This is a genomic window from Alloalcanivorax balearicus MACL04 (genome assembly GCF_025532145.1).
Taxonomy (GTDB): Bacteria; Pseudomonadota; Gammaproteobacteria; order Pseudomonadales; family Alcanivoracaceae; genus Alloalcanivorax; species Alloalcanivorax balearicus.
The window spans coordinates 70,422-82,597 of the sequence record NZ_ARXS01000013.1; the positions used below are offsets into that span (position 1 = coordinate 70,422).

19 protein-coding genes are annotated in these 12,176 nt (G+C 55.5%); 1 reads left to right on the top strand and 18 read right to left on the bottom strand.

The window, feature by feature from the left end:
- Positions 1-20: 20 nt before the first annotated feature.
- From MA04_RS12390 to MA04_RS12435, 10 genes are all read right to left on the bottom strand, one after another.
- Positions 21-431 carry a nucleoside/nucleotide kinase family protein gene (locus tag MA04_RS12390; protein ID WP_163127042.1) on the bottom strand — a complete coding sequence of 137 codons (411 nt, stop codon included), beginning with the start codon at positions 429-431 and terminating at the stop codon, positions 21-23.
- Positions 432-457: 26 nt separating this feature from the next.
- Entirely contained in the window at positions 458-715 is a 258-nt protein-coding gene (locus tag MA04_RS12395) for a hypothetical protein (protein WP_262460731.1), read from the bottom strand.
- 81 nt (positions 716-796) lie between these two features.
- A complete protein-coding gene (gene yghU, locus MA04_RS12400) occupies positions 797-1,666 on the bottom strand; it encodes a glutathione-dependent disulfide-bond oxidoreductase (RefSeq protein ID WP_262460733.1) in 870 nt (289 codons plus the stop codon).
- Between the two features lie 292 nt (positions 1,667-1,958).
- Entirely contained in the window at positions 1,959-2,393 is a 435-nt protein-coding gene (locus tag MA04_RS12405) for an acetyltransferase (RefSeq protein WP_262460735.1), read from the bottom strand.
- A 3-nt stretch (positions 2,394-2,396) separates the two neighbouring features.
- A complete protein-coding gene (locus tag MA04_RS12410; RefSeq protein ID WP_262460736.1) occupies positions 2,397-2,732 on the bottom strand; it encodes a hypothetical protein in 336 nt (111 codons plus the stop codon).
- A 57-nt stretch (positions 2,733-2,789) separates the two neighbouring features.
- A complete protein-coding gene (locus tag MA04_RS12415) occupies positions 2,790-3,068 on the bottom strand; it encodes a putative quinol monooxygenase (protein WP_316252602.1) in 279 nt (92 codons plus the stop codon).
- 44 nt (positions 3,069-3,112) lie between these two features.
- Positions 3,113-3,745 carry an HD domain-containing protein gene (locus MA04_RS12420; protein WP_163127037.1) on the bottom strand — a complete coding sequence of 211 codons (633 nt, stop codon included), beginning with the start codon at positions 3,743-3,745 and terminating at the stop codon, positions 3,113-3,115.
- A 7-nt stretch (positions 3,746-3,752) separates the two neighbouring features.
- Positions 3,753-4,538 (bottom strand): suppressor of fused domain protein, encoded by a 786-nt coding sequence (locus MA04_RS12425; RefSeq protein ID WP_262460738.1) that lies wholly within the window; start codon positions 4,536-4,538, stop codon positions 3,753-3,755.
- Between the two features lie 85 nt (positions 4,539-4,623).
- Positions 4,624-5,181, bottom strand: a complete 558-nt coding sequence (locus MA04_RS12430; protein ID WP_163127035.1) for a demethoxyubiquinone hydroxylase family protein — start codon at positions 5,179-5,181, stop codon at positions 4,624-4,626.
- Between the two features lie 17 nt (positions 5,182-5,198).
- Positions 5,199-6,026: a hypothetical protein gene (locus tag MA04_RS12435; protein ID WP_262460740.1), complete on the bottom strand. Its 828-nt coding sequence runs from the start codon at positions 6,024-6,026 to the stop codon at positions 5,199-5,201.
- Between the two features lie 307 nt (positions 6,027-6,333).
- On the opposite strand from MA04_RS12435, the gene MA04_RS12440 reads away from it, so the two are divergent.
- Positions 6,334-7,173, top strand: coding sequence for an ion transporter (locus MA04_RS12440; RefSeq protein WP_262460741.1), 840 nt, complete (start codon positions 6,334-6,336; stop codon positions 7,171-7,173).
- 15 nt (positions 7,174-7,188) lie between these two features.
- Here the strand turns inward: MA04_RS12440 and MA04_RS12445 are convergent, their stop codons facing one another.
- From MA04_RS12445 to MA04_RS12480, 8 genes are all read right to left on the bottom strand, one after another.
- Positions 7,189-7,551 (bottom strand): MmcQ/YjbR family DNA-binding protein, encoded by a 363-nt coding sequence (locus MA04_RS12445; protein ID WP_262460743.1) that lies wholly within the window; start codon positions 7,549-7,551, stop codon positions 7,189-7,191.
- Complete coding sequence (locus tag MA04_RS12450) at positions 7,548-8,171, bottom strand: class I SAM-dependent methyltransferase (protein WP_262460744.1); 624 nt, start codon at positions 8,169-8,171, stop codon at positions 7,548-7,550. Before MA04_RS12450 ends, MA04_RS12445 begins: the two co-directional genes overlap by 4 nt.
- 22 nt (positions 8,172-8,193) lie before the next feature.
- On the bottom strand, positions 8,194-8,979 hold the full coding sequence (locus tag MA04_RS12455; RefSeq protein WP_316252605.1) for a YbfB/YjiJ family MFS transporter: 786 nt from the start codon (positions 8,977-8,979) through the stop codon (positions 8,194-8,196).
- On the bottom strand, positions 8,976-9,281 hold the full coding sequence (locus MA04_RS12460) for a hypothetical protein (RefSeq protein WP_262460745.1): 306 nt from the start codon (positions 9,279-9,281) through the stop codon (positions 8,976-8,978). The genes MA04_RS12455 and MA04_RS12460 overlap by 4 nt, the downstream gene beginning before the upstream one ends.
- Before the next feature lie 47 nt (positions 9,282-9,328).
- Positions 9,329-10,315, bottom strand: a complete 987-nt coding sequence (locus MA04_RS12465; protein ID WP_262460747.1) for an NAD(P)-dependent alcohol dehydrogenase — start codon at positions 10,313-10,315, stop codon at positions 9,329-9,331.
- Between the two features lie 137 nt (positions 10,316-10,452).
- Positions 10,453-10,695: a hypothetical protein gene (locus MA04_RS12470; RefSeq protein ID WP_262460748.1), complete on the bottom strand. Its 243-nt coding sequence runs from the start codon at positions 10,693-10,695 to the stop codon at positions 10,453-10,455.
- A gap of 45 nt (positions 10,696-10,740) precedes the next feature.
- Complete coding sequence (locus MA04_RS12475) at positions 10,741-11,367, bottom strand: glutathione S-transferase family protein (RefSeq protein ID WP_262460750.1); 627 nt, start codon at positions 11,365-11,367, stop codon at positions 10,741-10,743.
- Positions 11,368-11,455: 88 nt separating this feature from the next.
- Positions 11,456-12,172 (bottom strand): L,D-transpeptidase family protein, encoded by a 717-nt coding sequence (locus tag MA04_RS12480; RefSeq protein ID WP_262460752.1) that lies wholly within the window; start codon positions 12,170-12,172, stop codon positions 11,456-11,458.
- Positions 12,173-12,176 lie beyond the last annotated feature (4 nt).

Genomic DNA, 12,176 nt, shown 5'->3' on the forward strand with positions numbered 1-12,176 from the left:
CAGGGTCATACATTACCCTTTCAATTCGGTGAACGATCATCCCACTTAACGATAAACGGCCTGGCCACCTCATTGTTGTCCACGATGATATGCGCCTTTTCCATGGGATGACATCGCTGCCTATAAAAAGCCTGCCCACCCGTATAGCGGCGGTTCAGAGGGTGATCCGGGGAACAGGGGCCGCTATCCCGCTGCTGCAAACGGGATACGGAAGTATCACTGCGGATATCCAGATAGAGGGATAGATCCCAATACCCGCTCAACTCCGGCCGCTGCAGGAAAATACCATCAAAGAGAAGCACATCCCCCCGAGTCGCCTCCCGCGGGGAGACGACCACCGGTCTATCCATAGCCACACGCAGGGTTGCGCTGTTCACCTTATTTGCAATGGCCGTTGCGATTCGCTGGAGCAATCTCTTTCGTTGTTCCATGCCAGCCATGCTCTTTGCAATCGACTTTATGACAGGGCGGCGTTCAAGATCTCCGCGGCTCTGGCCAACGGATACTCACAACCACCAACGGCAATCGTTCCGGCATGAGGATGCAAAAGCAGCTCGTACTCCTTATTACCATCCGGGTAACGCGCCAGTGTCAGCAGGATAGCCCGCCCTTCCTCCTTTTCGCCTCGCAGATCCCAAAGCCCATCTCGGAGATCCAGCAGGACCTCGGCCGTCTCCGTATCAATGAGCAGCGGAGCATGGACCCAGTGAGACATTCTCATCTCACGAGGCACGGTATCCAGCCTGTACCTTCCGTTATGAAAGAGTGTACTCATCCCTGTTCATACCATAAGTGGTCAGGACGCCTCGAGCTTGTCCTGGGTGCGGGTGTCGAAATCGCTGGCGTCGTGACGTTCACGAAGCTGGGTTTCAGGCTTGCCGAAAGTCCGGTTCACCATGCGGCCACGACTTACCGCCGGGCGGGCGTCAATTTGCTTGGCCCAACGAGTCACGTTCTTGTAGGACTCCACATCCAGGAATTCAGCGGCGTCGTACAAACGTCCCAATACCAGCTGTCCATACCAGGGCCAGGTGCTCACATCGGCAATCGAATATTCATCACCAGCCAGATAAGTGTTCTCCGCCAGGTGGCGATCCAACACGTCGAGCTGGCGTTTCACTTCCATGGTGTAGCGATCGATGGGATAGCGATACTTCTCCGGGGCATAGGCATAGAAGTGGCCAAAGCCACCGCCCAGGAAAGGCGCCGCGCCCTGCTGCCAGAACAGCCAGTTCATACACTCGGTGCGAGCCCCGTGCTCCTTGGGTATCAGAGCGCCAAATTTCTCCGCCAGATACAGGACAATGGAGGCGGTTTCAAACACACGCTGCGGCGGATCCACGCTGTGATCCATCATGGCGGGAATCTTGGAGTTAGGATTGATCTCCACGAAGCCGCTGCCGAATTGATCGCCTTCGCCGATATTGACCAGCCAGGCGTCATACTCAGCCCCCGCATGGCCCAGAGCCAGCAATTCCTCCAGCATTACCGTGACCTTGACGCCATTGGGCGTGGCCAGGGAGTAAAGCTGCAATGGGTGTTTGCCCACCGGCAGTTCTTTGTCATGGGTGGCACCGGCGATGGGCCGGTTGATGTTGGCGAACTTACCGCCGTTGCCGGGCTCCCATTGCCAGACTTTCGGAGGCGTATAGGTGTCGTCGGTCATTGGAATGCTCTCACGATTAGTCAAAGTCGGTTGACGTGTAGCATGCCAACACAAACCCAGGCGAACGGCAAGGCACTCCCCTTGCCTGATCCTGCCCGATCCTTTGCCGTGTCAACGCCACCAGATAGCGTCACCCCAGTTCCGGCCATCGGTGATCTCTATCTAGAGCACATGGATCTCTTCCAGAATGATGTTCAGTGTGTCATCGACACTTTCCAGACGAAAGCTCGCGGTCAGGTCCGACCACTCTCCATTCAATGGCAGATCGTAGTACAGGAAACCGACAAGCCGACTAAGCCAATTCCATGTGTAATAGTGGGTAGGGCTTACCCTGCCCATCCAAAGGCGAGCGACCCACTACCGAGAAGCCGATGCGTTTATAGAAGCCCAGAGCCTGGTCGTTCTGTTCATTAACGTCTACTTTTGTGGCTCCTTGCCACTCCACGGCATACGCTGCCAGTAAAGACCCGACACCGGTTCCACGTGCCTCCGGTGCGATGAACAGCATCTCTATGTTCCCTTCGCTCACGCCACAGAACCCCTTAATCTCGCCGGATTCATCCCGGGCACAAGTAAGCTCAACCGCGTCAAAGTATTGCTCAAGTATAAGCGGCCTGAGCGCCTCTATATCTTCTTCCATTAGAAAGTCGTGAGTTGCCCTGACGGACGCTTCCCAGATTTCTATCAAACGACCATGGTCGCCCTTCTTGGCGCTTTCAATCCGCATATCTCACCCTAGTAAATCAGCACTACCCAGCCCATGAAACTGTTCGTATGCGGCCGCCTCCAACTCACCGTTGCCGGAAAGCATGTTCCCCTGTTCGTCCCGGATCGTATACGCCTCCTGGATACCCCCGATGCCCGCACTACCATCCAAACCAAGAAGCAGCGTGTAGAAGACGTCCGTCAACGCCACATCCATAGCTGCCCAAAGTTTCGCTTGCTGGTCAGTAGAAAGCCCTATTTCCCTGATTCGCTGCGCGGCCAGCCCTTGCCCTTCTCGAAGCTGCCTCAGAGTCGAGTCTTTCTCGGATTTCCAGCGTGCTGCAAATTCTTTGGCGTCCAAAGCTCACAATCCTCTTATAACTCAGCGGCGAAGCAGATTTTCTGTATGTACCTTCATCTATCGGTGACTGACCTTGTAATGCCGCTCCACTCTTGCGGAAACCTTTCCCCACTTTGACTGCCGTACTCGCGCCTGGTGCGCTTCAAAAGCGTCATTATCCGAAAATACCTCATGGACATTGAATCTGTACGGATTGGACACATCCTGGGACACCTCAAAAAAGAGGCAGCCGGGTTCTCTTAAAGTAGAATCAATATGCTTCGCCAGCTCGGCCTTGACGGCTTCAAGATCGGGCTCGGGTACCACGATGTACCCTTTCAATATCACTTTCGACACCGCCAAACTCCCTTATCGACTCTGCTATCCCAGGCCTCTTCTGACTATCCGTCCAGTTTCGATATGGCAGCCGCCAGATTTGTCCTGGCCTGCTGCTCGCGCTCCGTCAGGAAAGGTTCGTTCTGAAAGATCCTGGGGCGATCAAGAAAGCCCTTGAGCACCTCCACTCTCTTCTTTCGATATAAGGGCCATGGCACCATCTTGTATTCGCTGCGCACGCCTTCTTCAAAGATCTGGTAAGTTGCGGGGTCCGCCCCCAATACAGCCAGATCAATATCCACTAACAACGATTCATCATTCGTCTTCGCAGGAGCATTGTGCTCGGTCACCATAATGAGACGGTGCACTCTGTCCACGGTATCGTTGAATGTATCGTTCTCCAGCAAGAAGGATCTTGCCCAGTCGGCGCTTTTCTTTTCGTTCTTTCCTGAAAGCGGCTTATAGATGGCATCATGAAACCATAAGGCCAACTCTACTTCACGGGGGGACTGTATATCCGAAACGCATCTATCCAGATGTCGAAGACAAGCGGAAACATGTTCTCGCGAATGATAGTAACGGCCCTTCTCTGAGTAGGAAGACACCAGGGAGCGATACGTCTCGGTATTGTCGCCGAAGTCCCACAGCGCCATAAGTCGGGCCCAGCGCTCCGGATTCATCTCTGATTCGTCGAGCATCGTGTCATTATCCCTGCAGGATTGATTTTCTGCCCCGCTCGCTGACTTGCCCCACTCCCGCGGCGATCAACTTGTCCAGCAGCGCATCCCGACCGTTCTCCATGGACCATTCCATTTCGTCATCGGTTATAACGGTGGCGACAAGAAGATCCATCCGCCCGTTGGGCAGGTCGACTCCCAAAGGCAGAGGCTGCCGTGCCTTGCTGATCAGCACATTGACAAGGTCGCCTTCAGCGACCTGAATTTCCTGAACCGTGAGACCGTTATAATCCTCCACCCGCTTCAGGATACCCACATCATTCAGAATCTCGGCATTGACCGTCCATTGCATGAAACCCAGCGGCCAATCCACATTTTCTCTGGTGATCACCAACATCTCATAGCCATAACCGGCGGTGCCACCCGGACTTTCCGCCTGCTCTTTCGCCTTCAAGGTACCTGTCTGGCGCACTACACGGCCCTGGTCATCGGTTTCCACCTCGGAATCCGTCATCGTAGCATTCGCTGGCATATCCGAATTGGTCATGCCAAAAGTGGTGTACACCCACAAATCCTGCCCCAGCTTGTCCGCGGACATGACATAAAGCCCACCACCTGGCCAAACCCCGATCATGCTGGGCAGCTTCAGTATATCCTCGGGAAACGATCCGATATGTTCTTCGTAGTATGTCGTTCTGGCATCATAGACACTCTGCCAAAAAGCCTCGGCATCTTTCGAGGGCCTAATCACGGATCGGGCATCATAATCACTTTTCGATTTTGAACCAAAAATCTTCTTAAAGATCCCTTTCATAATCGACTCCCTAGAATATTCAGGAAAGAATGAGAGGCAAGTTCTGCATTCTTCCCGTAACAGGAACTTTCCCGGCTACTCCGCTCTATCTCATACCAAACCTGATCACCACTTCAGTGAATACACTAATTGAAAGTCTTAGCGGGCCATACCAAATATTATCTCTGCCGCCGTAACCCCCACCTATGTCTCTGTGGTTTTCTTCGTCCTCCAGAACGGAAGCAACAGTCGAGTAGGCCATCTCATCATGTTTGCCCTTCAAGTAGTGGAGCTGATTATTTAGATGATTAACAACCACCGACTCAACCGCCCACGTGCAAGCCATGATGCCTTTTCTACCAAGCAAGGCCGAAACAAGCCCCATAAAGTAGCCCCCGATGCCACACAACCAGAAGCTTTTGCATTTAACGCCATTTCTGGCCTGTATTTCATTCCAGAATATCTGCATATGCCGCTTTTCATCCTGCAGAAATGAGTCCAACAATGGAACCAGGTCAGGCATAAGAATCTTTGCAATAAAAAGTTGGGAACGATATATATTTATCGCACCGAACTCTCCGGCGTGATTCACTTTTAGAATCTTCTTTGGAGTATCCAGGCTTCCCTTTCCATCTCGATACTTCATTACGTATACGGCATCCATTTATAAAGTCGTTGACGTCAAGACGGAAAGTACGGCCGGAAATACTCTTCTATCGCCTGACGGCAGCAGCCATCTTCACCACGCCAGTACTCGGCAAACACCCAGTCGTTTCTTCCCTTTACCGGCCGGTCGTAGCTGCCGGGTTTTAACACACCGATGCTTGCCAGAATCTCGATGATAACCTGCCGCTCCGCCTTGCTGGACTTTACAACCGAGGCCAGCCGCTTCTCAAGTGCACCTGGATAATCATCGGGCTGTGAGCTTTCAATTACACTCAGTATGCCGTTCAGACAATCGACATCATCAGCCGTCGGCTCGGGAATCTCGCACCGCTTAAACTCCCTCAAGTCAAAAAGGGTGTAGAGAATGTCACCATGGCGAACACCGCCCCATTTTATCCGCTCGAAATTCAATACATTAAGATCACTTTCCTCATAGGACTCATGCCCTATCACCCCATACCGGCAGTCTTTGCAAATACCGCAAACGTAAGAGTGCGCGGCCGGCTTTCCGTCCACATAGTGAGTTCCGGAGACAACAGGAGTGTAGTGATGGTCGGGGATGCTCCTTGCAATCACATAAGAGGACAGGGCGGAGCGCCAATCCAGACGGCGACGACTCAGACTACTGACAAACCCTTTGGCCACCGCCTCCACAGGGGTCTCGTTCACCAATCTGACAATGGCAGCCACGCAGTCATCATGTGAAATCGAAATGGGATCAAACATCAACCCCTTTGATTTCGCATACTCGAAGTCCGGCCCTGTCAGAACCCTGTCCTTTCTGTCAATCCAACCGTTCTTCCAAAAGGTGGAAAGCAGTATTTTCTTGGCTTTCTTGTCCATTACCCGGCTCAATCCCTTGCTTGCTACAGCATGGATGTTACAGAAATTCGCGAGCGAGCTCGCGTCCCCCAGCGACGTCGTAACTCGACGGTCATGATGTTGATAGCAGAGTACACGCCAAAGCCGACCCTAAAACGGAATTATTTCTCCCTCCCCTGGTCTCTAGTACCCGGGAGTTCCTTTGGGACCGGGGCGACCGGGAAGATAGCGGTTTATTCCGCTGTCGGCTCCACCGCTCACACCATGTATACTGCGCGCCGAATACGCCAGCCAAGCCGGCGCCAGAGGATTTCAAACGGAGACAGGCATGACAACGCTGGTTTTGAACAGTTGGCGCCAACGGCTTGGAGCGTGGATCGAGTCACCGCCTGTACGGCACCTGATTACCGGCCTGATCCTCCTCAATGCCATCGTGCTGGGGGTGGAGACTTCCGCCACCGCGGAAGAAGCCGCCGGCGGATTACTGGCGCTGCTCAACAGTGTCATCCTGGCGGTGTTCGTGGCGGAGATCCTGATCAAGCTGACCGCCTTCGGCCCCCGCTTCTTCCGCTCCGGCTGGAATCTCTTCGATTTTCTCATCGTCGGCCTCTCCCTGGCTCCCACCTCCGGTCAGTTGGCGATCCTGCGCAGCCTTCGCATCCTCCGGGTACTGCGGCTCCTGTCCACGGTAAAACGGCTGCGCATGCTGGTGGAATCCCTTATGCACTCGCTGCCCGGCATCGGCTGGACCGCGGCCTTGCTGCTGATGATGTTCTACATCTTCGGAGTAATGGGTACGGAACTGTTCGGCGAGGCGTTCCCGGAATGGTTTGGCACTCTGGGCGCCAGCATCTATACCCTGTTCCAGATCATGACCCTGGAAAGCTGGTCCATGGGGATCGCCCGTCCGGTGATCGAGCAGTTCCCCCATGCCTGGATCTTCTTCGTCCCCTTCATTCTTATCTCCAGCTTCATGGTGTTGAACCTGTTCATCGCCATCATTGTCAACGCCACCCAGGAGGTGCACGACATGGAACTGCGGGAGGAAAGGGAGCGGGAGAACCAGCGCGCTCATGATGAACGGCAGGAGATGTTGGACCTTCTGAGAACAATGGAAAAACGCCTGGGCACGCTGGAAGAACGGCTATCGGGGCGACAGGGCGGGTAAAGGATTCCGCTCTTTTTACTCCGCTAGACCCAGCTCCCTCTGCTTCTTCTTGGTCAGTCCCGAGGCAACAATACGGTGGGATTCCTTGATGTAGTACCTGAGCTGCTCATCCGACTCGGCGGGAGCATCGTATTGCTGTATCCACTTCATGCCGCGGGAAGCCAGATAGGGCGCCGGCCGGAACCCGGGTTCCTCACTTAGAATATGGAAGTTCAAATCCGAAGCCTTGAACGTGAAGGCCGGCTGGCCATCCTTTTGCCACCCTCCGATAGCGAAAACCTTGCCTCCGACCTTCCAGACATGGGAACCGCCCCACTGCACGACATGGGAGGCCGCGGGCAGGGAGCGGCAAAATGCATTGAATTCCTCGTAGGTCATATCAACGGCTTCCCGGCGATGATGAAAACCGACTCTCTTGTTGCCCGCCATTCGTGATCGATGTAGAACCCCGCATTGGTCAGCAACGTCACCAGTCCCTTCTGGCTCAACGGACTGACATGAGGAGCAAATCCCAGACGCTGCATGACGGGAATCACCCATCGCCAATAGAACGCCATCTCGGCCACCAGCGCAGTACTGGAGACAAAGACGCCTCCAGGCTTAAGCAGGGTATGAACACGGTGGATCGCGCCCTCGGCGTCCTCCAATAAGTGGAGGATATTCAACCCCAGCACCGCATCAAAGCTGGATGGCGCCAGGTCCAGCGTCTCCAGACTCCCCTCCTGGAAGCGGATATTTCCGATTCCCGCCTCACGAGCTTTCCGTTCCGCGATCTCCAACATCCTGGGAGAAACATCCGTGGCCAGAATATGGTCCACATGAGCGGCATGTTGGATGGCGGTACTGCCGGTACCACAGCCAAACTCCAACACCGACCAATCGCGCTGAAAATAGCTCCGGGTTATCGACAGCTTCTTCTGGTAGGTTTCTTCGTCCTTGACCGGGCTCTTGGCGTAACGAGGTGCCGCCTTGTCCCAGAAGACTTTCGCGCTTTTCATCCTCGCAACTCCTGAAAGGTGTCTAACTGGACTTACCGGCAAGCGCCGGAGACTCAGCCGGTACAGGGGGACGTTGCAACAGATTCACACAGGCGGCAATAGCCAATAGTAGCGGAGATACCCAAAAGCCGGCTTCAATGCTGCCCGTTACATCGGATATGGCGCCCGCCAGGATCGGGCCAATGGTCTGGCCAAATGCGAACCCCACCGTCAGCAGCGAGATGGCGGCGGTCCAGGACGCGGGCGACAACTGACGCTGGGCAACGATGGTAATCGAGGTGGGGCCCGCCATAAAGCTGCCGCCGAACAGGATCGCCGACAGGAACATCGCCACCGGTCCCGGATAGAGCAGAACCGGCAAGGTGCCCAGCATGGCCGTTGCGAAAACCAGGGCCGGCCCGCGACCATCACTGAAAGCACCCAGCAGCCGCCCCCATAGGAGATTGGTAACAGCGGACACCAGCCCCAGCGTGAACCAGAACCAGATCATCTGCTCGCTACTGCCCCCCTGCTCCTGCAGCAGCGCCATAATGAAAGTCATGTAACCGACATAACCGGCCCCAAAAACACCGTAGCCGATCAACGTCGGTGCGATCCGCCGGCACTCCCGGGCATTCAGCAACGCCATGGTGCCACCCGCCGGCTGATGCACTCGGCGGGCAGCCAACCAGGCGGCAGGCAAGCCGGCGGCGCCGAGCAGGCCCAACACGATCCAACCCTCCGGCCACCGCTGCGCACCATCCTGCAGGATGATCGGCAAAGCCACCCCGGCGAGAATATAGCCGGCTCCCCTAACGGCTTCGTCTATGGATACAGCTCCGCCACTGGGGCATCGGCAGTCAACTGGCCAATCAGGCCGGGCAGGTCCCGTACTTTCAGAGGAAGATGCTCACCAAGCTCACGCAGGAATGGGCTCCATCCCGCCATATCACTTCGAACTTCCAGGTTGTAGCCCGACTCAGTGGCAAGAACAACAAAGGTCAGCAAGGACGCCGGGACTTCCAGGGCATAGGCGTGAATACCCGCCACATCATCAAAAGCAACGGAGATGATGTTTCCGGAAATACTGATTTCAACGGAGCCTGTGTTTATGCAAACGGAATCAACCAATGTTCCCTCCCTGAAACCAGGCGTTCAAAGTTTGAAAGTGGTCTTCATCAGGGCTCATCAGAAACCGACCCGAACGGACCTTCTTCGGCGACGCCAATCACTACCTTACCCCGACAGCGCCCGGTGCGGCTACGCTGGTAGGCCTGCTCGATATCGGTAAGATCAAATTCACTGTCGATCACCGGCCTGAGTTTTCCCTCATCCACCAGGACCGACAAGATTTCCAGATCCTTGCGCCGGGGAGCCACCATGATGTTCGCCGCATTCCGGCCCAACATACGGTATATCGGTGTCCCCAGCATCGACCGGGCATGACCTCCGGTGGAAATGAACCAGCCGCCGGGCGCGATCAGATCGGCGCAACTGCGAGGGGATTCATTGGCGGCCACATCAAAGACCAGATCGAAGCTCCCAGCGCCGCGGCGGTAATCTCCAAGGGTATAATCGATCACCTCATCGGCACCAAGGTTACGAACGAAATCCGTATTTCCACCGCTACACACCCCGGTCACCCTGGCGCCGAGCGCCCGGGCGATCTGTACCGTGAAAGTTCCCACTCCTCCGGAGGCGCCAATAATCAGCACTTTACTGCCGGCCCGTGCCCGCCCCTTGCGTAATCCTTGCAATGCGGTAAGCGCCGCCAGTGGCATGGCCGCGGCTTGGCGAAACGACAACGAGACCGGTTTCTTGGCAATACACGTCTGCTTGATACGTGTCCGCTCCGCCAGGGACGCGGTGCGCAGATTCATGTCCATGCCATAAACCGCATCACCAACTTCAAAGTCGGAAACATTGCGCCCGGTCGCGATCACCGTCCCCGCCAGGTCATCGCCAAACAGTGGCGGGAGTCGCCGGCTCAGCACGGGAGTCGCCAGCAGGGCGAGGTGATAATTGAGCTTCCAGTCCTTGGGGTTAACGGAAGCCGCCCGCACTTGCACCACCACGTCATCCGGCCCTGGTTCACCGGGCTCCGGCATCTCACGAACCACTAAACGAGGTTTGAGCCCCCAACCTGTAATCACCACCGCCTTCATGCCGATGCTCCCTCAACATCACCTTGAAACAGCTTAACAAGCCAGGCCCATCATTGTGCGCCGTTTCAGCGACAGGGCTCGATGCAACGGAAGCGCCAGTCGGCCAGATCGTATCCCAAGGCCGGACGAGAACCTCCTCACAATAGATATTTCGCGGCCACTGATCCGATCGCCAGGAGAGCACCGCCAACCATCACCATGGTGATATCCTTGTAGCCTCCCCAGGCAATGAAGAGCAAACCAACCGCCGCCCCCAGGTCGCGGAGATCATTCCCATGGAAGGCAAAGTCGATCAGGTTTATCACTCCCAGCAATGCAGCCGCCACAACAAAGATCCAGTTGCCGGTGGTCATATGGGATTTGCTTTCCAGTTCTGTCATTTGAATACAGCTCCTTTTGAAGCCACGCCACGGTTCAATACCGGTCTAACTTCCCGGGGCCGCAAGCACTCCGGAAATGGACGGCGGGGCGGCGGGCCGGGAGTACATGGCCTTCAGGTATTCGGTCAATCTCGGCATATCGCCCAGCATCTCCTCTTCGTTGGCCCAATCCAGTGTATAGGCGGCGTTGAAGTCGGCCACGCTAAGCCGGCCGGCAACCATGAACTCATGCGTCTTCATATGCTGCTCGAGCACGGCCAGCATCTCCAGGCACTCCTGCCTCGCCAGATCCACATCCTGGGGTAGCTGTTTCTCTTCCGGGTACAAGAAGGTATGACGAGCGATACGCCACAACGGCTGCTCGATTTCGGTAGCCAGGAAAAAGATCCAACGGTACATCTTCGCCCTGTCCTCCACGGTCTCCGGGACAAAACCAGCCTGGGAATATTTATCAGCGAGGTAAAGCTGGATTGCGGACGACTCGGTGATCACCAGATCGCCGTCCACCAGAACAGGGACCTTGCCGGCGGGGTTAAGGGCGAGAAAGTCCGGTTCCCGAGTCTCGCCCTTCAGAATATCCACCGGGAGCATCTGGTACTCCAGGCCCAGTTCATTAAGCAACCAGATAGCACGCAGAGCACGGGTCGGGGGTGTTCCGTACAACTTGATCATTGTCAGCTCCATCGATTCGCACAGCCTGTTGTCCAGGTTAGTCGAATGGCGTCGATGGACTTCGACATGCGGTCAGCCTGGCATCAGTTCATGGGCCAAAGACGTATTTTCCGTTTACCACCTCCACATTAGGCGGCCTGCGGTGCTTGCTGAAATAGTCGTAGCCTTCTTTGAGGTTTTGCCAAAACGCATACCAGCGATGGGAACTGTATTTTGACAGCGTTTCTTCCTCAAGCCGGAACGGGAAAGAATGGACTCTGAAATAGGGTTGCCCCGACTGCAGGGCCGCCGCGGATAACGCGTATATTTCATTTATATAGGCATCGGTCATGGCGTAGCAGCCAATGGATACGCAGTCGCCGTGCACCATCAAGGCACTGCCTGTGCGGCCATGATAACGGTCATACTGATTCGGGTAGCCGAGATTAAAAGACAGGTGAAAGCGGCTCCAAGGGTTGAGGCGATCCGCCTTGACGAAGTAAAAGCCCTCCGGGCTTTGGTTATCCCCCTCTTTCAGCTTGGGGCCGAGTGCACCAGAAAAGGTACAGATATCGTAATCCCTGAAGTGGACGAAGCGACCGTCCTTGGACTCCACCCAGACTTCGAGAACCCCCGGGTCCTTGAAGATGCGGATGAATATTGGCGCGCCATACTTCAGCCCCTTCTTTGCAAGCGCCGCCTTCAAAGACGCCTCCACACTCGCGATCGCCTTTTCCGCCCGAGGGCTGGAAGGGATTTCAGCGGCAGGCATTCCGGGGCTTACCGACATGAGCAATACGCATGCCGCAACTTTGAGTCCATTCATATTC

Coding starts and splice junctions, on each gene's coding strand:
- MA04_RS12450 (WP_262460744.1), bottom strand. CDS start 8,171: ATGAAAAGCGCGAAAGTCTTCTGGGACAAGGCGGCACCTCGTTACGCC.
- MA04_RS12405 (WP_262460735.1), bottom strand. CDS start 2,393: ATGCGGATTGAAAGCGCCAAGAAGGGCGACCATGGTCGTTTGATAGAA.
- yghU (WP_262460733.1), bottom strand. CDS start 1,666: ATGACCGACGACACCTATACGCCTCCGAAAGTCTGGCAATGGGAGCCC.
- MA04_RS12465 (WP_262460747.1), bottom strand. CDS start 10,315: ATGAAGGCGGTGGTGATTACAGGTTGGGGGCTCAAACCTCGTTTAGTG.
- MA04_RS12475 (WP_262460750.1), bottom strand. CDS start 11,367: ATGATCAAGTTGTACGGAACACCCCCGACCCGTGCTCTGCGTGCTATC.
- MA04_RS12395 (WP_262460731.1), bottom strand. CDS start 715: ATGTCTCACTGGGTCCATGCTCCGCTGCTCATTGATACGGAGACGGCC.
- MA04_RS12390 (WP_163127042.1), bottom strand. CDS start 431: ATGGAACAACGAAAGAGATTGCTCCAGCGAATCGCAACGGCCATTGCA.
- MA04_RS12430 (WP_163127035.1), bottom strand. CDS start 5,181: ATGGATGCCGTATACGTAATGAAGTATCGAGATGGAAAGGGAAGCCTG.
- MA04_RS12425 (WP_262460738.1), bottom strand. CDS start 4,538: ATGAAAGGGATCTTTAAGAAGATTTTTGGTTCAAAATCGAAAAGTGAT.
- MA04_RS12435 (WP_262460740.1), bottom strand. CDS start 6,026: ATGGACAAGAAAGCCAAGAAAATACTGCTTTCCACCTTTTGGAAGAAC.
- MA04_RS12480 (WP_262460752.1), bottom strand. CDS start 12,172: ATGAATGGACTCAAAGTTGCGGCATGCGTATTGCTCATGTCGGTAAGC.
- MA04_RS12445 (WP_262460743.1), bottom strand. CDS start 7,551: ATGACCTACGAGGAATTCAATGCATTTTGCCGCTCCCTGCCCGCGGCC.
- MA04_RS12420 (WP_163127037.1), bottom strand. CDS start 3,745: ATGCTCGACGAATCAGAGATGAATCCGGAGCGCTGGGCCCGACTTATG.
- MA04_RS12440 (WP_262460741.1), top strand. CDS start 6,334: ATGACAACGCTGGTTTTGAACAGTTGGCGCCAACGGCTTGGAGCGTGG.
- MA04_RS12470 (WP_262460748.1), bottom strand. CDS start 10,695: ATGACAGAACTGGAAAGCAAATCCCATATGACCACCGGCAACTGGATC.